The sequence below is a fragment of the Micromonospora aurantiaca ATCC 27029 genome (genome assembly GCF_000145235.1).
GTDB classification, from domain to species: Bacteria; Actinomycetota; Actinomycetes; order Mycobacteriales; family Micromonosporaceae; genus Micromonospora; species Micromonospora aurantiaca.
Genome location: NC_014391.1, coordinates 6,736,058 through 6,754,982 on the forward strand (window position 1 = coordinate 6,736,058; position 18,925 = coordinate 6,754,982).

Consider the following 18,925-nt stretch of genomic DNA (forward strand, 5'->3'; position numbering starts at 1 on the left):
AGTGACCCCCTGAGACCGGACATCTCCTGACTTGGCATCCTGCCGAGGAGGAGGAAAACGCTGTGGCTCGACAGAGCAAGTACCCCGAGGAGTTTCGCCGCCAGGCCGCGGCGTTGGTGCTCGACTCTGGTCGCACGATCCGCGACGTGGGCCGGGAGTTGGGTGTGAACCACGAGACGCTGCGCAACTGGGTCGACCGGATGCGGCAGGAGCGCGACGGTGGCCGACCCAGCGACCTGGCCGCTGACGAGCGGGCCGAGCTGGTGCGGTTGCGGCGGCAGGTCGCGCAGTTGGAGCTGGAGAAGGAGATCTTGAAAAAAGCCGCGGTCTTCTTCGCACGCGAGACGGAGCGGTGAACCGGACCGACGTGTACCGGTTCATCGACGCGGAGAAGACCACCTACCCGGTCCGTCTGCTCTGCCGGCTCCTCGGCGTCGGCCACAGCGCCTTCTACCAGTGGCTCCGCGCCGGTCGACAACGTGCCGCCGACCGGCAACGCCACGACGAACAGCGCGTCGAGGTCACCCGGCAGGCGTGGTCGGAACACCGAGGCGTCTACGGCGCCCGCCGGCTCACCGCTGAGCTGCACGAGCGCGGTCACCGCTGGAACCGTAAGGCGGTAGCGAGACTGATGCGGCTGGCGGGGATCGAGGGCGCTCACCGGCGGCGGCGCGGCAAGCCCCGCCGCAAGGCCGCGTCCACGGCGACCGCACCGGACCTGGTCCAGCGGCAGTTCCACGCCACCGCCCCGAACCGGCTCTGGGTTGCCGACATCTCCTACCTACGCACCTGGGAAGGCTTCCTCTACCTCGCAGTCGTGGTCGACGCCTACTCCCGCCGCGTCGTCGGATGGGCGATGGCCGATCACCTGCGCACCGAACTCATCCTCGACGCGGTCGGCATGGCCATCCAGCACCGCCGACCGGCCCGTGACCAGCTCATCCATCACTCGGATCGGGGGACGCAGTACACGTCGTTCGAGTTCGGCCGGACCCTGCGTTCCTGCGGCGTCCTGGCCTCGATGGGCTCGGTCGCCGACTGCTACGACAACGCCATGGCCGAGACGTTCTTCGCCACCCTGAAGACCGAACTGGTCTACACCCGGGCCTGGCCGTCACGGCACGAGTTGGAGATGGAGGTCTTCTCCTACATCGAAGGCTTCTACAACCCTCGGCGTCGGCACAGCCGTCTGGGTAACGTCAGCCCCGACACCTACGAGAAGATCCACCAAGAGTCCCTGACACACATCGAGGTGTCCGGCCGATAGGGGTCACTTCACCCGTAGCCCGTCACCGACCAGACGCTCGCGGGTCAGCAGCAGGGTGCTGTCGGCCAGCCCGGCCAGCGGCGGACGGCGCAGCACGAACCGTGCTGCGTACGCATCCGGCGCCAGCACGCTCAGCGGCTGCGGCCGATGCCCGTCCAGCCGCAGCTGCCAGCGCGACAACGCCCGCGCATCCCGGACGAACAATCCGTGCGCGGCACCCGGGTCAACATCGCCGGCCGCGTCGGACAGACAGAACGTCGACCCCTCCACCAATGTGACGGCATCGCCCACCAGCGCTGGTTCACCCGCATTGAGCGGTCCGGTCATGCCGCACCCGCCGGCTCGGACGGCTCACCGGCAGACTGCCCGGCGTGCCGGGTGATCGCCCGACCGGATCGGCCGGAACGCCGGTGGTCACGCTCATAGCGGCGGTCCAGCGCGGCATCCAGATCGCCGTAGTCGCGGCGCAGCTGCTCCAGGTCCGTGACCGGCGCCGCCACGGTGGCTGCACGGCGTTCGAGGACCTGCCGGTAGACGGCGGTGTACCCGGTGCCCAGCCGCTTCACGTCGAACAGGTCGGCGACCCGTCGGCGGCAGGTGGCCGCATCCAGACGGTTCAGCCGACCCAGCAGTTCCGGCAGTTCGGCCGGGTCGTCGGCGATGTAGCCGGTGACGCCGTCGGCGATCACGCGCCCTCTGCGGTGCACGGCACCGCTAGGTACACAACCAGCGGCATCCGCCGCGGACATTCGCGCAATGATCGCCACAGCCCTAGGCGAACCAGCGCCGCACCGGCTATCCATCGACTCCGGTCATGCACACATCGACCAAGCGGGCCGCGCGTACCTGACCGACAAAGCAATGCAGCCACCGATCACCGCATACCGATACGGCTAGTTAAATCAGAAGGGGAGTCATCGTGCGCCCCTTGAGCCTCGACCCGAGCCGCACACGCCGGCTGCGCCCCACACCGGCGCTCGTGGCCAGCCGATCGCCAGACACCCGTTCCGCACCCGCTGCTGTCTCGTTGTCTCCGTCAAGCGGTGCCGGGCTGCTCCGCGCAGGAGGCGCGCGCACAGAGCAGCCCGACTCGCCACGGGCACGCCGACGCCAACAGCGGCCGTGGAGCCGCTCTGGGCGTCCCGCTCATGCCCGTTGGTTCTTCTGTAGCCGCTGAAGCCGGCCCTGTACGCAGAAACAGCCATCCCAACTTCTGAGATCGCATGTTGATGACTTCAATAGATGTATAACTAGGTGCGAATCGGACTGCCATGATGGATGTCTGCGCGCCTCTGGTCTCTTCTTATTGGTTCGCTTTGATGATGGCGAGGCCCCGGCCGCCGGTGTCATCACAGCGGCGGCGCGGCATCTGCATCGATCCGTCAGCGACGGCCAAGACGATGTGAGCGTCGCCAGCCTGCATCTGCAGCTGCAGGCACCCGCCGCCATGACGTACAGCGTTGGCGCCTAACTCGCTGAACACCAGCTCTGCGTCATATAGCCAGTCGGGGTCGTCCAGCCCCCAGCTCAGCAGCATCGAATGAACGGCGCGGCGAGCCCCGAAAGGTGCTTCAACGCCCGAGGGAACGTCCGAATACCCGCTCAACTCACTCATCGCACCGCCCCTTCCCCATTCAGTGCCGGGCGCGCACGCGGACAACCGAGAGACCCCCGGGACGACGACCGCAATCGCAGCCACGCAGTCGCACGTGTGATATCTCCAGAAGTGCTACTAACGGCGAGCGGGCATGATCAGCAGCAAACGAGGACGGGAGGCCCAGTGCACATCGCACCTCACGAGGTCAACGACGGTGTCGTACGCCTGGCGGTCGCCGGGAGATCGATCTGGCCACCGCTGAAGACCCGTACGAAGCGATCATGGCGGCCGTCATGGAAAGACACGCCGCCGAGTTGGTTGTCGACCTAGCCGGCGTGTCGCTGTGTGACTCGGTCGGCATCGGTGCAATCGTGCGGCCCCGTAACACCGCCGCCCGGCAAGGGACCACTGTGCAGGTGATCAACCCGCAAGGATTGGTGTGCACCGAGCGCTGGAGATCACCGGCGTGCTCGAAGTGCTCTCCGGACAGGCGTAACCGGCGCCCACCCGTGCCGGCGGTGGCGTCATCACAGTCAGTGCCAGGACGCCCGAGGCCAACGACCCGGCTACGGTCCCGCGACTGCCGATCGTGCAGGCTCCGCGCTTTCCACCCCGGGAGCGTCTTGGGTCGACCGGGGATCGGGTCATGCAGCGTGTTCATGCCGGTGGCTGGCGGTTGATGCGACTGCCTGAGCTTGGTGGCGAGGGTATCAGCCACCGGCTGTGTCATGACGGCGTCTGGATCGGTGACTACGCCAACCCCGAACTCGCAGCCCGGCTGGTGTCCACGGCCTGTCGATCGACGAGTTCACCGCTGCTGAACCGGACCGGTGCGTCGTGGTTGATCCGCGCCCCGGTGCCGCGTGCGGGCATGTCGCCGAGCCGGAGGACAGCCAAGCGCACCCCGCCGACGTGCCGGCAGTGCCGGCGCCATTTTGGCCGCCCCCTCAGAGACAGCACAGCCTTGAGCGCCCGGGGAAACCGGCGGGCCGATCCGCGCCTCATGGGACGGTGTACCAGCTCCGGCTAGGGAACCCCCGGGGCCTTGTCATGTGTGTCCGTAGAAGCACCGCCTTGACCACGGCGGACGCGGGTCAGTGTCCAGCACCTCGATGGCCTCAGCGACGGCCTTGACTCCCCCGCCGGACGTAGCAAACATTCCCCGTCCAAGGCTGTGCGGCCAAGATCGGTCGTTGATGCGGCGCTGAGCCGGCGTTCCTCTGTCCGTAGCGGATCGGCCAATCGAATCGATCCGGTCGGCCAGTATTTTGTGCGACACCTGAGCCGTCCTGTGACGCGAGGTGATGCCCGTAGCTTGCGGCGCACCACAGCGCTGAGGCTCGGTTTCCCACGGCTATGACCGAACCTGCCGGTGGTGGCGACCGGCAGGGCGCGCCGCGCCGGGCCCGTCAGCGGGCGGTCAGGCAGATACGAAGCGGCCTTGCCTGTCGAGCAGGTGGAGGACCAGCCGTACCGGCTCGCCGGCCGCTACCAGCCGCAGCCTGCCGGGTGCGGCGTCGTCGGCGACCTCCAACGCGCGCAGGGCCGCGCAGTCGAAGAATGTCACCTCGGCCAGGTCGAGGTGGATTTCGCGGTAGCCGCCGGCGGCGGCCGTAGCCAGGGCGTCGTCCAGCAGCGGTACGCTGAACATGTCGATCTCGCCCGCGGCGCGGATGCGCACCACGCCGGCCGTCTCGTTTGCGTCGGCTACCTTCGTGACCCGCAGCAGTCTCGCATTCATCGATGCATCACCTCGCGTTGTCGACGCTACGGTGCCGCCCGCACGCGGGCATCGGTCAGCTGGATACAGTCTCCGGCGATCGGGGGACCCTGCCCGGGTGGGGCCCGAGCCGGTGCGGTCAGGCCGGCGGTTTGACGGGTAGCCGGATGACGAAGGTGGTGCCCGGTCTATGTGGTTGGCGCAGGCGATGGTGCCGTGGTGGCGGACCGACATACTCCAGCAGACATTCGCCCGCGCTGGCTGTAGTAGGCGTTGATCTGCCGGGCGCGCTTGGCGGCGAAGATCATCAGCGCGTTCTTGGACTGGCTTCTGTCGAGTAGTTCGTCGATGGGCGGATGGTGATCGCTTCCGGTTCGAACGCGGTTGCCATCATCTTCTTCCCTTCTGACACCCGTTCCTGCCTCGCTGGCACACGGCCGGACGTACACCCGTCCGCTGCCCCGTGTGCCTTGGGCGGCGAGCGTCTGCATGCTCTGCGCCGCTCGGCTGCCGGTCGGGGCCGGGCCGCGCACGCGCCTGCTACTGCTGCTGTTCGGCTTGGAACTCCCAAAGCTGTTTTTCCAGGTCGGCGGTTACCGCGATGAGCAGGTCTTGGGTGACGGGGTCGGCGTTGGCCACGGCGGTGATGCGTTCCCGCAGCCCGGCGATGAGCTTGGTGTAGGCGTCGATGAAGTGTTCGATGACCAGTTCGTCGCGTTCCCAGCCGGGCGCCCATTGCGGGATGGTGCTGCGGGCGGCGACGGCTGCGGCGCGTCCGTCGGGTGCGACGCCGATGGTGGCGGCGCGCTCGGCCACGGTGTCGGCGTGCCGGCGGGTCGTGTCGACTACTTCGTCGAGCTGCTGGTGCAGGGTTCGGAAGCGGGGGCCGGTGACCGTCCAGTGAGCCTGCTTGGTGACCAGGGACAGGTCGATGAGGTCGACCAGGGTGTGCTGAAGTGCCTGCCCGGCGACCTGCTGGGCGTCCGGGTCGAGAACCGATTCGATGTGTGCCATCGGTCATCCTCCGTGGGCTGTTGGTGGTGATGGTCAGGGTGGCGGGCGGTGTGCGCGGCGGTCGCGCGACCCATCGGCGGTGTCGACGGGTCGCGAGGAACGTCCCTGTGTCACCGGGTAGGCGTCGCCTCGATCGCCGCGGGATGTCCCTGGGTCGCGCACCGACGTTCCCTCCAGGCTGGCTGTGGATCTATCCCTGGGTGCGCGCCATAGAGGCTGGGGCCACCGGTGGTGCGGCGCTGCTGCCCGCACCACCGGTGCCTGGCTCGCGACCTGGCCGACAGAGCGGCGGGCCCATTGGTTGGTCACCGGTCGTGGGCCCGTTCGCCATCACCGCCCTTCACACTTCCTCGGCTTGCCGTTATGTGACTGGTCAGACGACTTGCGAGGCTGGCTCCGGTGCCCGCCAGGCGACCGTCAGGCCGGCGTCGTCGGTGTGGTCGACCACCACGGTGGACCCGTCGGTGACGTCGCCGCTGAGCAGGGCGCGGCCGATCCGGGTCTCGACCTCGCGCTGCAGGTAGCGGCGCAGCGGCCGGGCGCCGTAGACGGGGTCGAAGCCTTCGGCGGCGACGTGCCGTCGGGCCGCTTCGGTGAGCTCGAGCGTGAGCTGCCGGTCCGCGAGCCGGTTGCGCAGATCCTGTACGAGCAGGTCCACGACCCGTTCGATCTCCGGCAGGGTGAGCGGTTTGAACAGCACGATGTCATCGACGCGGTTGAGGAACTCGGGGCGGAAGTGGGCGCGCAGTTCGGTCATGACCGCGGTGCGCGCGTCGTCCTTGATCTCGCCGTCCGGGGTGACCCCGGCCAGCAAGTGCTGGGAGCCGATGTTGCTGGTCATCACCACGACGGTGTTGCGGAAGTCCACGGTGCGGCCCTGCGCGTCGGTCAGACGGCCGTCGTCCAGCAGCTGCAGCAGGGTGTTGAACACGTCCGGGTGCGCCTTCTCCACCTCGTCGAACAGCACCACGCTGTACGGCTTGCGCCGGACCGCCTCGGTGAGCTGGCCGCCCTCGTCGTAGCCGACGTAGCCCGGCGGAGCGCCGACCAGCCGGGAGACGGTGTGCCGCTCCTGGTACTCGCTCATGTCGAGGCGGACCATGTTGTCCTCGGTGTCGAACAGCGCCGCCGCCAGGGTCTTGGCGAGCTCGGTCTTGCCGACACCGGTGGGCCCGAGGAACAGGAACGAGCCGATCGGCCGGCGCGGGTCCTTCACCCCGGAGCGGGCCCGGATCACCGCATCAGCCACGAGTTGGACGGCCTCGTCCTGGCCGACGACGCGCTCGTGCAGGATCTCGTCCAACCGGAGCAGCTTCTGCCGCTCACCCTCCACGAGGCGGGAGACCGGGATGCCGGTCCAGCGGGCGACGATCCCGGCGATCTCGTCGTCGGTGACGACCTCCCGCAGCAACCTGCGCTCGCCCTGCTTGGCGGCGAGGCGTTCCTCCTCCGCCTGCAGCCGCCGCTCCAGCTCCGGCAGCTTGCCGTGACGCAGCTCCGCGGCCGTGTTCAGGTCATAGTTCCGCTCGGCGGCCTCCGCCTCCACGCGGACCTGTTCGATCTCCTCCCGCAGCTCCTGCACGCGGCGGATGGCCTGGCGTTCGGCCTGCCACTGCGCGCGCATCGCGTCGACCTCGCCCCGCAGGTCCGCGAGCTCCTTGCGCAGCTGGTCCAGCCGCGCCTTCGACGCCGGGTCGTCCTCCTTGGCCAGGGCTGCTTCCTCGATCTCCAGGCGCATCAGCCGGCGGCTCGCGGCGTCCAGCTCGGCGGGCTGGGAGTCAATCTCGGTGCGCAGCATCGCGCAGGCCTCGTCGACCAGATCGATCGCCTTGTCGGGCAGGAACCGGTCGGAGATGTAGCGGTGCGACAACGTCACCGCCGACACCAGCGCGGAGTCCTGGATGCGGACGCCGTGGAACACCTCGAGGCGCTCGCGCAGCCCCCGCAGGATTGAGATTGCGTCCTCCACCGACGGTTCGTCGACGACCACGGGCTGGAACCGGCGTTCCAGCGCGGCGTCCTTCTCGATGTGCTTGCGGTACTCGTCCAGCGTGGTCGCGCCGATCATGTGCAGCTCACCGCGGGCCAGCATCGGCTTGAGCATGTTCCCGGCGTCCATCGCTCCCTCGGAGCCCCCGCCCGCGCCGACCACGGTGTGCAGCTCGTCGACGAACAGCAGGATCCGTCCCTCGGCAGCCTTCACCTCGGACAACACGGCCTTGAGGCGCTCCTCGAACTCACCGCGGTACTTCGCCCCCGCGACCAGCGAGCCCATGTCGAGGGAGAAGACGGTCTTGTCGCGCAGGCCCTCCGGGACGTCGCCGTTGGCCACGCGCTGCGCGAGGCCCTCGACGATGGCGGTCTTACCGACGCCGGGGTCACCGATCAGGACCGGGTTGTTCTTGGTCTTGCGGGACAGGATCTGCACGACCCGGCGGATCTCGTCGTCGCGGCCGATCACCGGGTCCAGCTTGCCGGCGCGGGCGTCGGCGACCAGATCGCGTCCGTACTTGTCCAGCGCCTCGTAGGCGACCTCGGGGTTGGCGGAGGTGACCCGCTGGTTGCCGCGGATCCCGGTCAACGCGCCCAGCAGCCGGTCGCGGGTCAGGCCCTGGTCCTTCAGCGCCCGCCCCGCGGCGCTGGACGAGCCTTCCTCGACCAGCGCGAGCAGCAGGTGCTCGACGGAGACGTACTCGTCCTTGAGCCGCTTGGCTTCCCGGTCTGCCGCGTCGAGCAGCCGCGACAGCCGTTGGGTGACGAACACTTGGCCGGGCTGCGCGCCCGGCCCGGACACGCGCGGGCGGCGGCCGAGCTCGCCTTCGACGCTGTTGCGCAGCTGGTCGGGGTCGGCGCCGGCCTGGGCCAGCAGCCGCGGCGCGAGGCCGTCGGGTTGGTCGAGCAGGGCGAGCAGCAGGTGCTCGCCGTCGACCTCGACGTGGCCGAAGCGCAGCGCCTTGGTCTGCGCGTCGTGCAGCGCTTCCTGGGACTTCTGGGTCAGACGGTTGGGGTCCATGACGTTGTCACCTCCGGTGGGCACCGTCGCGGGTGCGAAGTTGGTGTTCGAGCTGGTCGATGCGGGTCAGTAGATCCAGGACCACGCCGAGGGCGGTGTAGTTGAGGCCGAGCCCGGCGCGTAGCCGCACGATCGCGGCGGCGCGGGGCAGCTGGCCGGCGGGCAGCCACACGTGCCCGGTGGGGTCGGTGGCGGCCTCGAGCAGGCCAAGGTTGATTAGGCGCACGACCATGTGGGTGTCCATACCTGCCGCGGCGGCGAACTGCGGTAACGGCCATGCGCCGTCGGCGCGCGAGACGTGGACGATGGCGTAGCTCATCAGGGCCTCCCGGTGCGCGTGCCGCGCGGGTCGAAGCTGGACACCTCGGCCAGGCGCTGCCACAGGTCGCGTTCGGCGTCGGTGAGCCGGTCCGGGACCATGACTTTGACCTCGGCGTACAGGTCACCGGCGCCGCCGCGCGGGTTGGGCATGCCGCGGCCACGGAGCCGCAGCCGACGGCCGGTGGACGACCCGGCGGGCACTTTGACGTCGACCCGCCCGCCCGGGGTGTCGACCGGCACGCTCGCACCGAGGGCCGCCTCCCACGGCGTCACCGGCAGGTCCACGGTGATGTCACGGCCGCTCACCCGGTACCGCGGATGCGGCGCCAGCCGCACCCGCAGGTACAGGTCGCCGCGCGGGCCGCCGCCGAGCCCGGCGGAGCCTTGCCCGGCCAGGCGGATGCGCTGCCCGTCGCTGACCCCTGCCGGGATGTTGACCTCGTAGCTACGGGCGCCGCCCGGCGTGTGCAGGGTGATGGTGCGCCGGCCGCCTGTGAACGCATCTTCCACGGACAGCTCGATCTCGGCTTCGGTGTCCGCGCCCGGGGCGGACACCCGGCCGCCGAACCCGCCCCGGCCGCCGAACAGGCCACCGAGCAGATCGTCGATGTCGACGCCCCCCAGGTCGGCGTCGTCGAACCCTGCGCCGTCGGTGTTGACGTAGACCCGCCGGCCGCCGAAGCCCGGCCCGCCACCGGAACGGAAACCCGGACCACCGCCGTTGAAGGGTCCTCTGCCGGGCATCGGGCCGTCGTAGTCCTCAGGCACCTGCCGCCAGTGCTCACCGAACTTGTCGTAGCGGGCACGTTTCTTTGGATCCGACAGGACCTCGTACGCCTCGTTGATCCGTTTGAAGGTGTCCTCAGCGCCGGGATCCTTGTTGATGTCGGGATGGTAGGTGCGGGCCAATTTGCGGTAGGCGCGCTGGATCTCGTCCTGGCTCGCACCTCGGTCGACGCCGAGGACCTGGTAGTAGTCGCCTGTCGTCGTGGCCACCGTCGTGTGCTCCTAGTCGTTGTTGCGGGCCACCGCCACCACTGCGGGGCGCAGCAGCGTGCCGTTCGCGTCGGTGTAGCCGGGGCGCAGCACCGCTGCGACCGTGCCGGGCTCGACGCCGCCTGCGGCGGGCACCGCCTGCGCGGCTTCGTGGCGGGCCGGATCGAAACGTTCTCCCACATCGCCGATGCGCTGGTAGCCGAGCCCGCTCAGCACACCCAGAGCCTGGGCGTGCACGGCTGTCACTCCGGCCAGAATCGCTGCCGGGTCCGCTTCGGCGTGCTGCAGGGCCAGCTCCAAGTTGTCCAGGACCGGCAGGAACGCCGCCGCGGTCCGCGCCCGCTCCGCGCGGGCCTGCTCGGCCAGCTGCCGCTCGTACCGCTTGCGCTGGTTGTCGATCTCGGCGACGGCGCGTCGCCACCGGTCCTCCAGCTCCGCCGCCGACGGGCCGGACTCGGCGTCAGGCGGGGCCGGCGCCGCAGCGCCGGCCTGCCCTTCCTCCGTCGTGGCCGGCCCCTCGGCGGGGCTGGTGTCGTGCTGCGGTGTGGTGTCCGAAGGGGTGCTCATCGTTGCCTCACCTCATCGGCAGATGTCAGTTGGTCGGGGTGTAGTCGGCGTCGATCACGTCGTCACCGCCAGGGGCGGCACCACCGCCGCTGCCAGCAGTGCCGCCGGTCGGGCCGTACCCGCCGGCCGGGGCGCCACCGCTGCCGGTGGCGGCGAGGCCGTGCAGCATCTGCTGCAGGTCAGCCGTCAGGCTGCGGACCCGCTCCAGCGGCGCCTCGTCCTTGATCGCCTGCCGGGCGTCGGCGACGAGCATCTCGGCGCGGGCCTTGTCGTGCACGGCGACGGAGTCGCCGAGCTCAGTCAGGCGCCGTTCCACCTGGTAGGCGGCCGAGTCGAGGGTGTTGCGCGCGTCGACGGCCTCACGCAGCCGGGCGTCCTCCGCCCGATGGCGTTCGGCGTCAGCCACCATCCGCTGCACCTCGGACTCATCCAGCGTGCCGCTGCCGGAAATGGTGATCTTCTGCTCCGCGCCAGAAGCCTGGTCCTTGGCCGAGACGTTGAGGATGCCGTTGGCGTCGATGTCGAAGGTGACCTCGATCTGCGGCACACCGCGCGGCGCCGGCGGGATGTTCTCCAGCCGCAGCCGGCCCAGCACCCGGTTGTCGGCCGCCTTCTCCCGCTCACCCTGCAGCACCACCACGTCGACGGCCGGCTGGTTGTCCTCGGCGGTGGTGAAGGTTTCGCTGCGCCGGGTCGGGACGGTGGTGTTGCGCTCGATGAGCTTCGTCATCAGCCCGCCCAGGGTCTCCACGCCCAGCGACAGCGGGGTCACATCCAGCAGCAGGACGTCCTTGACGTCGCCCTGCAGGACGGCGGCCTGCACCGCGGCGCCGAGCGCGACGACCTCGTCGGGGTTGACCGACATGTTCGGCTCCTTGCCGCCGGTCAGCCGCTTGACCAGCTGCTGCACCGCCGGGATCCGCGTGGACCCGCCGACCAGGATCACCTCGTCCAGGTCGTTCTCGCTGACCTGCGCGTCGGCCAGAGCCTGCCGCACTGGACCCAGGCAGCGTTCCACCAGGTCGGCGGTCAGCTGCTCGAACATCGCCCGGGTCACCGTGGTCACCAGGTGCTTCGGTCCGGACGCGTCGGCGGTGATGAACGGCAGGTTGATGCTGGTCTGCGCCACCGACGACAGCTCCACCTTGGCCTTCTCGGCCGCCTCGTAGAGCCGCTGCAACGCCTGCGCGTCGCGGCGCAGGTCGATGCCGTTGTCGCGCTGGAACCCCTCGGCCAAATGGTCGACCAGGCGGCGGTCGAAGTCATCACCACCCAGGTGCGTGTCGCCGGCGGTGGAGCGCACCTCGACCACGCCGTCGCCGACGTCGAGGATGCTGACGTCGAACGTGCCACCGCCGAGGTCGAACACCAGCACCGTCTCGTGGCCCTTCTTGTCCAGCCCGTACGCCAAAGCGGCCGCGGTCGGCTCGTTGATGATCCGCAGCACGTTGAGCCCGGCGATCCGCCCCGCGGCCTTGGTGGCCTGCCGCTGCGCGTCGTTGAAGTACGCCGGCACGGTGATCACCGCGTCCGTGACCTTCTCCCCGAGGTGCTTGGCCGCGTCGTCGGCCAGCTTGCGCAACACCTGCGCGCTGATCTCCTCCGGCGCGTACTGCTTACCCCGCACACTGAACCGCACCGCGCCCTCGGGGCCGGACGTGACCTCGTAGGACACCTGGTCGGCCTCAGTCTTCACTTCGTCGAAGCGGCGGCCGATGAACCGCTTCGCCGACGAGATCGTGCCCTTCGGGTTCAGCACCGCCTGCCGTCGGGCCAGCTGACCGACCAGCCGCTCACCATTGTCGGTGAACGCCACCACTGACGGCGTCGTGCGACTTCCTTCCGCGTTGGCGATCACCTGGGGCTGGCCGCCCTCGTAGACGGCGACCACCGAGTTCGTGGTGCCCAAGTCGATACCTACGGCGCGTCCCATGATCAATCCTCCTCACAACCCCGGCCCTTTCGGTAAGGGCGCGGCTAGCCGCTGCGCTGCGAGTCGAACGTCGCAGCGACCGATCCTTGGCAAATTCCTGTCCATGTCGTCGTCGGGCGTGCCGACGACCCATATGCGTTCAGCCCCGCCTGCGGCGCACACGTCCCCTGGAGTCAGGACGCGAGCGCCTACTCTACCCAGCGGCGCAACGCCGGGGCGGGCGCGGCGCCGGACTGGCGGGCCTTGACCTGTCCACCGGCGACCACCATCAGCGTCGGCACGGCCTGCACGGCGAAGCGCTGCGACAGCCGCGGCGCCGTGTCCACGTTGACCTTGACCAGCTTGACCCGCCCGGCCAGGTCACGGGCCACCTGCTCCAGCGCAGGCCCGACCATCCGGCACGGCCCGCACCACGGCGCCCACAGATCCACGATCACCGGCAACGGTGACCGTTCCACCACCTCGGTGAAGGTGTCGTCGCCCGCGTCGGCGATCCACGGCAGCGCCGCGCGGCACCGGCCGCACACCGGCGTGCCCGACGCCGCCGGCTGTACCCGATTGCGCTGGCCACAATTGGGGCAGGCCGCGACGTCAGCCATCCGCTCTCGTCCTTTCGCGCTGCGCCACCCGGTGCAACCGCGGCTGCGGCGGCACCGGGACGGCGATGTCCTTACCGGCTGGTGATCTCGATGCGGCGCGGCTTGGCCGCCTCACTCTTGGGCACCCGAACGGTCAGCACCCCGTCGGACACCTCGGCGGTGATCGCGTCGGCGTCCACGTCCGCCGGCATGCTCAGCCGGTACTCGAACCGGCCGATCCGGCGGGTGCGGCTGCGCAGCAGCCCGGTGCGCTCCTTCCGCTTGATCTCGCCGGTGATGGCCAGGTCGTGACCGGTGGCCTCGACGCTGATGTCGTCACGCTTCACACCCGGCACGTCCACCTCGACCAGGTACGCGTCGTCGGTCTCGGTGACATCGGCCAGCGGCGTCCACCCGCCGGCGCCCTCACCGGCGGCCACCGAGGACAACACCCCGGTCATCAACTGGTCCACCCGCGCACGCAGCTCGTCCAACTCCCGCCACGGATCCCACCGGCCCACCGCGCTCGACGAGCGAGAAACCGGAACCATCGACGTCGCCATGACTCAAGCACCTCCAAAGATCAAGATCTCACCAGGTCTTCGGCGCTCGGCCGGTGACCCGCACACCTGAAAAGACGCCTGTGCCGCCGCCCACATTCCCAAGTTGAGCGACATCGACTCAACCTTTTTTCGGGATGCTCAACGAGCGTCGCGCCGGCCGGCGCCCGGAGGAGCCCGGCCGGCTGCTCGGTCTCGCCGCACAGCCACGCACACACCGCAGCGTGGCCTTCCCGCGCGTCGGCCTCGCAGCGCCAACCCCAGCCAAGCAACGCGTGACCATCGGAGGTCACGGTGCGGGAGATGAGTTCGTCGGGGCCGGCTACGCCGAGCCAGAAGGTGTGCACCTGCACCGGCCCGCCCTGCGAGACGGCATGGTCGAGCGCGACCAGGGTGTAGTCGGGACGCTCGGACAGCCGCTGCCACACCGCCGTGGACACCACCCGGCCGCGGCGGTCGACGAACCCAGGCCGGCCGTCAGCGTGCCCCTGCCTGGCCTCACCGTTGCGGACCGCGTCGAACATGCTGACAGTCATGAGCAAGACCCCCGCCTCGTCGTCACACGATGCGGCTGCCTACCCGCGCTCGGGTAGGCTAACCAAGCTTTCGCGCCCAGTGCGCCGCCCTGCGGACGGCGGTCAGCGTTGCGGGATGATCCACTGTTCGCCGGGTGCCGGGTAGCAGACCTTGGCGCCGGAGGCGAACCCGTCGCCGAAGGCCCGGGTCCGTTCGAATCCGGTGCCGTGCGCGGCCGGGTCCGTCCACGGCGTGCCGGGGATGTCGCGGGCGATGAACACCGCCAGGGTCGCCTCGTCCAGGTCACCGGCGTTGATCAGATCCCGTTCCGCCACCCAGGCCGCCCAGGCCCCGGCGAAGCAGTCGGCCTGCAGCTCCCGCAGCACCCCGAGCTGTTCCTGCTTCGGCAGGCGGGCCTGCATGGCGTGCCCGAACTCGTGAGCCAGCACGAACGCGGCGGCGAAGTCCCCACCACCGACGTAGTACGGGATCATCAGCCCGGACTCGTCCCAGGCGATGAAGTCCCCCACGGGGCAGTAGAACGCGTTGTTCGCCGGCGCGGGCTCCGGCCCGCACGCCGGGCCCCCGCCCTGGTCCGAGCGGTAATAGGTATAGCCCTTGGGGCTGCTGTAGGCGGCGCCGAGCGTCGGCAGCGTCTGGGACCAGTACTGCTCCAGCAACCCGAGCACCGCCGAGATGGTCCGCTCATAGGCGGCGTAGTCGAACGAGGTGCGCGCGTCGGTGCCGATCGACGGTTGCGGGTCAGCCGGCCGCGGAGCGTCGCCGGAGGTGTCGTCGCGGCGGTCTTTGGCCTGCTCGATCGCCTCCCGAACGATGTCGGTGATACTGCGCTGCCCGCCACCGTCGCCGCCCGAGCAGCCCGCCACCGCCAGTACGAGCAGCAGAACCGTACCCATGATCGCCCGCAGGCCCGCCCGTCGCTGCCGATGTCCGCCCTCCACGACTGCCGCACTACCCCACCGGCGTGCGCTCTACACTCCGCCACCGCGCTCCTGATGATCAGGCCGGGCCGTTCACGCGGGCCGTGATGCCCGCATCCGGACGATTACAACCCAGCCGGAACGGGAACACGGTCGCGGCCAGACATCGATGTGAAGGAGCCACCGTCATGGTGCAGCCGCACTACGACCGCCCACCCGTCACCACCCCACCCACGCCGGCCGGATTCACCGGCGGGCAGGTCGTCGTCGCCTCCTACGCCAGCTACGCCGAGGCCGAACGCGCCGTGGACTACCTCTCCGACCAGAAATTCCCGGTCGGGCGCACCGCCATCGTCGGCCGTGGCCTGTCCAGCTTCGAACAGGTCACCGGCCGGCTGACCATCTGGCGCTCCGCCGCCCAAGGCGCCGTCTCCGGCGCCATCCTCGGCGCGCTGTTCGGGTGGCTGTTCGGCCTCTTCGACTGGGTCAACCCGCTGATCTCCAGCCTGCTACTCGCCCTTTACGGCGCCATCTTCGGCGCCGTCGTCGGTGCGCTGCTCGGCATGCTCGGACACGCCCTGACCGGCGGCCGCCGCGACTTCAGCTCCATCGCCGGCATGCGCGCCGACAGCTACGACGTGCTCGTCGACGCCGAGGTCGCCGCCCAAGCCGTCCAGCTGCTCGACACGCCGACCGCGCCCGGCCGAGGCCGCGCCGGCGGCCAACTGCAGTAGACGCTCAAGGCTGCGGTAGACCCTCAAGAGAAGCGGTGCCGGACCGCGAAGTTCCGCGGTGCGGCACCGTTTTGCCTGATCAGCTTTCCTTGACCTCGCCGGTGATCTCCTTGCCCCCGGCGCCGCTGCTGCCGACGGAGATCCTGCGCGGCTTGGCCTGCTCCGCGACCGGGATCCGCAACGTCAGCACACCGGCGTCGTAGTTCGCGGTCAGCGTGCCGGCGTCCAGGGTGTCGCCGAGGAACAGCTGCCGGGTGAACACCCCAACCGGGCGCTCACTAATGGCAAGCTCGGCGCCCTCGCCGGCCGAGCGCCGCTTCTCCGCCCGCACGCTGAGCACGTTGCGTTCCACCGTCAGGTCGATACCGTCGGGGTCCACGCCCGGCAGGTCGAACTGGACCACGAACTCCTGGCCCTCACGCCACGCGTCCATCGGCATCATCGCCGGCCGCGCCGCCGTGCCCGCCACCTGCTGCATCAGACGGTCGAGTTGCTGGAACGGATCGGTACGCATCAACATCGCCATGACCTCCACACTCGCTGTCGGTACCAGCCCGCGTACCCGCCTCATCGGCGGCCATGCGCACAATTGCGACCGATCCCAGCCGCGAACACCGACCGGGTCGAGACACCGCGCCAACTCGGGATCAGAGCCATCCGTTACGGCGGAACAGCCGGTACAACAGCAGGCAGGACGAGACGATGACAGCAAGGACGACGTAGTAGCCGTACTGCGTGCGCAGCTCCGGCATGTTCTCGAAGTTCATACCGTAGATCCCGGCGACCGCGGTCGGCACCAGCCCGATCGCCGCCCACGCCGAGATCTTGCGCATGTCCTCGTTCTGCCGGGCGGCGACCTCATTCTGCCGCAGCGCGATCTCGTTCTGCCGCACACTGATCCGGGACAGGTCAGCCTGCAGCACATCGGACAGCAGCCGGTCAGCGGCCTCCACCGCATCGGCCGCCCGCTGCACATGGTCGTGCACGTCGCGGAAGTACGGGGTCAGCTGTCGCGGTACTTGCGGCACGGCACCGGCGGCGAGCCGCTGCAGTGGCGAGATCAGCGGCGCGACCGCCCGGCGCAGTTCGGCCATGTACTGCTTGAGCTGATAGACGCATTCGGCGTGATCGCCGTCGTCGCGGCCGAAGACCCGCTGCTCCACCTCGTCGATCTCCATCCCCAAGGCTTGCAGCACGGTCTGGTACTCGTCGACGACCAGATCCACCAGCCGGTGCAGCACCCCAGCCGGGCCGAAATCGGCCAGCGCCGCCCCATTCTGGTCGAGTTCCCGGCGGACCAGCTCGACCGCGCCGCTGTCCCCGTGCTGCACCGTCACCACATATCCCGCCCCGACGAACACGGAAATCTCGCTGGACTCTAGGTCCTTGCCGTCGCCGAGATAGCGCACCGGCTTGATCACGGCGAACACCTGCTCGTCGTAGGTCTCCAGCTTCGGCCGCTGATGCGCCTGCACCGCATCCTCAACAGCGAGCTCCGGAAGCCGCAGCTGCCCGCCGACCGCGGCCATCTGCCCGGCCCCCGGCTCGTGCAGACTGACCCACACGAACCCCTCGTCGGCCGACACCGCGGAGCCCAGCTGTGACAGCGCCACCGTGCCGGCACGCCGCCGCCCATGCTCATACACAGAGCAATCGACCACCCCAGAGACCCCAGCCGCATCATCCGGCCGCACCGGCAGCAACGGCGCATGCTGCGGGTCATCCACGCCGGCCGACCGTGCCGCATCCGTCATGGCACCCACCCCTTCGTCGATCGTCGCCGTGACCGCGAGTCCTTCATGCCCACTCATCTACCCGTCAGTACGAGACGACCACATGACCCCGGGACAGACCGCCGGTCCGCAGCGTCGGCATGCTGCCGCCCCGCTCCCGCTGGCTGAACACGGTAAAGCATGCTCGCGCGTGGCCGGGGCGTCCGCCTAGGTTCTGTCCCGCGGATCATGCGTGGCGATCATGGATGACGGTCGTTTGTTCGGGTGTGGCGCGTGGGGATCTGAGCGGCGAGGAGACCTGAGGGCTGGTCCTGTCTGCCGGGGATGTTGGTCATGGTCGAGATCCTGCTCGGGCTGTCACGGGGCGGCGAGTAGCTTGGCGCGTTCGGCGGTGACGTCGAAGTCGGGTTCGGGGTACTGCGGGTCGATGTCGGCGAAGGTGTGGCGCAGCAGGGTGGCGACGGCCCAGTTGCGGTACCACTTGCGGTCGGCGGGCACGACGTACCACGGTGCGGCGCTGCTGCTGCATCGGGTGAGCGCGTCCTGGTAGGCCTGCTGGTAGTCGTCCCAGCGGGCGCGTTCGGCCAGGTCTCCGGGGTTGTACTTCCAGTGTTTGGTCGGGTCGTCCAGGCGGGCGAGCAGTCGCTTCTTCTGCTCGTCCTTGGAGATGTGCAGCATGACCTTGACCATGGTCAGCCCGTCGGCGGCCTCCTCGGACTCGAACTGGTTGATCAGGTCGTAGCGCTGCGACCACACGTCCTTGTCGACGAGGTCGTGCACGCGCACGATGAGCACGTCCTCGTAGTGCGAGCGGTTGAAGATGCCCACGTAGCCGGGTGCGGGCAGCGCTCGGTGGATGCGCCACAGGAAGTCGTGGCGGCGTTCCTCCTCGGTCGGCGGGCCGAAGCTGACCGCTTTCATCCCGGCGGGGCTCATGCCTTGGGTGACGTTGCGGACGGTGCCGTCCTTGCCACCGCAGTCCATGGCCTGCAGCACCAGCAGCACCCGCTTGGTGGTGGCTCCTGCCTTGGCGGCGGCGAACAGCTTCTCCTGATAGTCCGCCAGCTGCTGTGAGATGGCGGCCACTTCGGTTCTCGACCACCGTTTGGGGTCGCCGCCCCCGGCAGAGGTGTCGGGCAGGCCGGGGGTGCTCCGTGGGTCGATATCGGCCAGCGCAGACTCGGGTCGCACCCTCAACAGTTCTCGCACGTCAGGCATAGTCAACTCCATGGCGGTCAGACGTTGAACCCGTCATTACCCCGATGAGCAGACGGGAGTGTTCGCAGTGGGTGCCGTGCGCAACGGCTCGATTAAACGCGTCGCATCCGCGGTCGGTGAAGGTAGGGATGGCGCTCCGTCTGGTACACGAGTACCTGGCGCGTACCGGGCACCCGAGCGGGTCAGCGACGTCGCCCAGGGTGCGCTGAGGGAGCGG

21 protein-coding genes and 1 pseudogene are annotated in these 18,925 nt (G+C 69.5%); 4 read left to right on the forward strand and 18 right to left on the reverse strand.

From position 1 onward, the window contains the following. Positions 1 to 62 precede the first annotated feature (62 nt). Both MICAU_RS30055 and MICAU_RS30060 read left to right on the forward strand, forming a co-directional pair. Entirely contained in the window at positions 63 to 356 is a 294-nt protein-coding gene (locus tag MICAU_RS30055; protein WP_013289120.1) for a transposase, read from the forward strand. After that, complete coding sequence (locus MICAU_RS30060; protein ID WP_013289121.1) at positions 353 to 1,267, forward strand: IS3 family transposase; 915 nt, start codon at positions 353 to 355, stop codon at positions 1,265 to 1,267. The genes MICAU_RS30055 and MICAU_RS30060 overlap by 4 nt, the downstream gene beginning before the upstream one ends. 3 nt (positions 1,268 to 1,270) lie before the next feature. Here the strand turns inward: MICAU_RS30060 and MICAU_RS32160 are convergent, their stop codons facing one another. From MICAU_RS32160 to MICAU_RS30070, 3 genes are all read right to left on the reverse strand, one after another. Beyond that, positions 1,271 to 1,594: a glycogen debranching N-terminal domain-containing protein gene (locus MICAU_RS32160; protein WP_013289122.1), complete on the reverse strand. Its 324-nt coding sequence runs from the start codon at positions 1,592 to 1,594 to the stop codon at positions 1,271 to 1,273. Further along, on the reverse strand, positions 1,591 to 2,034 hold the full coding sequence (locus MICAU_RS30065) for a hypothetical protein (protein ID WP_157547426.1): 444 nt from the start codon (positions 2,032 to 2,034) through the stop codon (positions 1,591 to 1,593). The genes MICAU_RS32160 and MICAU_RS30065 overlap by 4 nt, the downstream gene beginning before the upstream one ends. A 536-nt stretch (positions 2,035 to 2,570) precedes the next feature. After that, entirely contained in the window at positions 2,571 to 2,882 is a 312-nt protein-coding gene (locus tag MICAU_RS30070) for an ATP-binding protein (protein WP_152748325.1), read from the reverse strand. A gap of 230 nt (positions 2,883 to 3,112) precedes the next feature. Here MICAU_RS30070 and MICAU_RS33730 point away from each other — a divergent pair, with 230 nt between their 5' ends. Beyond that, complete coding sequence (locus MICAU_RS33730; protein ID WP_425311452.1) at positions 3,113 to 3,544, forward strand: STAS domain-containing protein; 432 nt, start codon at positions 3,113 to 3,115, stop codon at positions 3,542 to 3,544. 740 nt (positions 3,545 to 4,284) lie between these two features. On the opposite strand, the gene MICAU_RS32820 is transcribed toward MICAU_RS33730, so the two are convergent. From MICAU_RS32820 to MICAU_RS31585, 12 genes and pseudogenes are all read right to left on the reverse strand, one after another. Continuing rightward, the gene (locus tag MICAU_RS32820; protein WP_013289124.1) at positions 4,285 to 4,605 is read right to left on the reverse strand and encodes an STAS domain-containing protein; all 321 of its coding nucleotides are present in this window, start codon (positions 4,603 to 4,605) and stop codon (positions 4,285 to 4,287) included. Between the two features lie 202 nt (positions 4,606 to 4,807). Beyond that, a pseudogene (gene rpoZ / locus MICAU_RS32175) lies at positions 4,808 to 4,975 on the reverse strand (DNA-directed RNA polymerase subunit omega); the annotation flags it as partial. Between the two features lie 149 nt (positions 4,976 to 5,124). Continuing rightward, positions 5,125 to 5,598, reverse strand: a complete 474-nt coding sequence (locus MICAU_RS30080; RefSeq protein WP_013289125.1) for a Dps family protein — start codon at positions 5,596 to 5,598, stop codon at positions 5,125 to 5,127. A 373-nt stretch (positions 5,599 to 5,971) separates the two neighbouring features. After that, a complete protein-coding gene (gene clpB, locus MICAU_RS30085) occupies positions 5,972 to 8,611 on the reverse strand; it encodes an ATP-dependent chaperone ClpB (protein ID WP_013289126.1) in 2,640 nt (879 codons plus the stop codon). A gap of 7 nt (positions 8,612 to 8,618) precedes the next feature. Next, the gene (locus tag MICAU_RS30090; protein ID WP_013289127.1) at positions 8,619 to 8,930 is read right to left on the reverse strand and encodes a chaperone modulator CbpM; all 312 of its coding nucleotides are present in this window, start codon (positions 8,928 to 8,930) and stop codon (positions 8,619 to 8,621) included. Continuing rightward, on the reverse strand, positions 8,930 to 9,928 hold the full coding sequence (locus tag MICAU_RS30095) for a DnaJ C-terminal domain-containing protein (protein WP_013289128.1): 999 nt from the start codon (positions 9,926 to 9,928) through the stop codon (positions 8,930 to 8,932). The genes MICAU_RS30090 and MICAU_RS30095 overlap by 1 nt, the downstream gene beginning before the upstream one ends. A 12-nt stretch (positions 9,929 to 9,940) precedes the next feature. Next, positions 9,941 to 10,495 carry a nucleotide exchange factor GrpE gene (locus tag MICAU_RS30100; RefSeq protein WP_013289129.1) on the reverse strand — a complete coding sequence of 185 codons (555 nt, stop codon included), beginning with the start codon at positions 10,493 to 10,495 and terminating at the stop codon, positions 9,941 to 9,943. A 25-nt stretch (positions 10,496 to 10,520) separates the two neighbouring features. Then, a complete protein-coding gene (gene dnaK, locus MICAU_RS30105; RefSeq protein ID WP_013289130.1) occupies positions 10,521 to 12,428 on the reverse strand; it encodes a molecular chaperone DnaK in 1,908 nt (635 codons plus the stop codon). 188 nt (positions 12,429 to 12,616) lie between these two features. Next, on the reverse strand, positions 12,617 to 13,027 hold the full coding sequence (gene trxA, locus MICAU_RS30110; RefSeq protein WP_013289131.1) for a thioredoxin: 411 nt from the start codon (positions 13,025 to 13,027) through the stop codon (positions 12,617 to 12,619). 71 nt (positions 13,028 to 13,098) lie between these two features. Next, on the reverse strand, positions 13,099 to 13,569 hold the full coding sequence (locus tag MICAU_RS30115; RefSeq protein WP_013289132.1) for an Hsp20/alpha crystallin family protein: 471 nt from the start codon (positions 13,567 to 13,569) through the stop codon (positions 13,099 to 13,101). Between the two features lie 20 nt (positions 13,570 to 13,589). After that, positions 13,590 to 14,102, reverse strand: coding sequence for a hypothetical protein (locus MICAU_RS30120; protein ID WP_013289133.1), 513 nt, complete (start codon positions 14,100 to 14,102; stop codon positions 13,590 to 13,592). A gap of 102 nt (positions 14,103 to 14,204) precedes the next feature. Then, entirely contained in the window at positions 14,205 to 15,044 is an 840-nt protein-coding gene (locus MICAU_RS31585; protein WP_152748323.1) for a neutral zinc metallopeptidase, read from the reverse strand. 167 nt (positions 15,045 to 15,211) lie between these two features. On the opposite strand from MICAU_RS31585, the gene MICAU_RS30130 reads away from it, so the two are divergent. Beyond that, positions 15,212 to 15,757: a YflT domain-containing protein gene (locus tag MICAU_RS30130; RefSeq protein ID WP_013289135.1), complete on the forward strand. Its 546-nt coding sequence runs from the start codon at positions 15,212 to 15,214 to the stop codon at positions 15,755 to 15,757. 79 nt (positions 15,758 to 15,836) lie between these two features. Here MICAU_RS30130 and MICAU_RS30135 read toward each other — a convergent pair whose 3' ends face one another. The 3 genes from MICAU_RS30135 to MICAU_RS30145 form a co-directional block, all read right to left on the reverse strand. Further along, entirely contained in the window at positions 15,837 to 16,277 is a 441-nt protein-coding gene (locus tag MICAU_RS30135) for an Hsp20/alpha crystallin family protein (protein WP_013289136.1), read from the reverse strand. A 127-nt stretch (positions 16,278 to 16,404) separates the two neighbouring features. After that, positions 16,405 to 17,568 carry a magnesium and cobalt transport protein CorA gene (locus tag MICAU_RS30140; RefSeq protein ID WP_152748322.1) on the reverse strand — a complete coding sequence of 388 codons (1,164 nt, stop codon included), beginning with the start codon at positions 17,566 to 17,568 and terminating at the stop codon, positions 16,405 to 16,407. A 279-nt stretch (positions 17,569 to 17,847) separates the two neighbouring features. Further along, a complete protein-coding gene (locus tag MICAU_RS30145; protein WP_013289138.1) occupies positions 17,848 to 18,708 on the reverse strand; it encodes a PPK2 family polyphosphate kinase in 861 nt (286 codons plus the stop codon). Between the last annotated feature and the right edge of the window lie 217 nt (positions 18,709 to 18,925).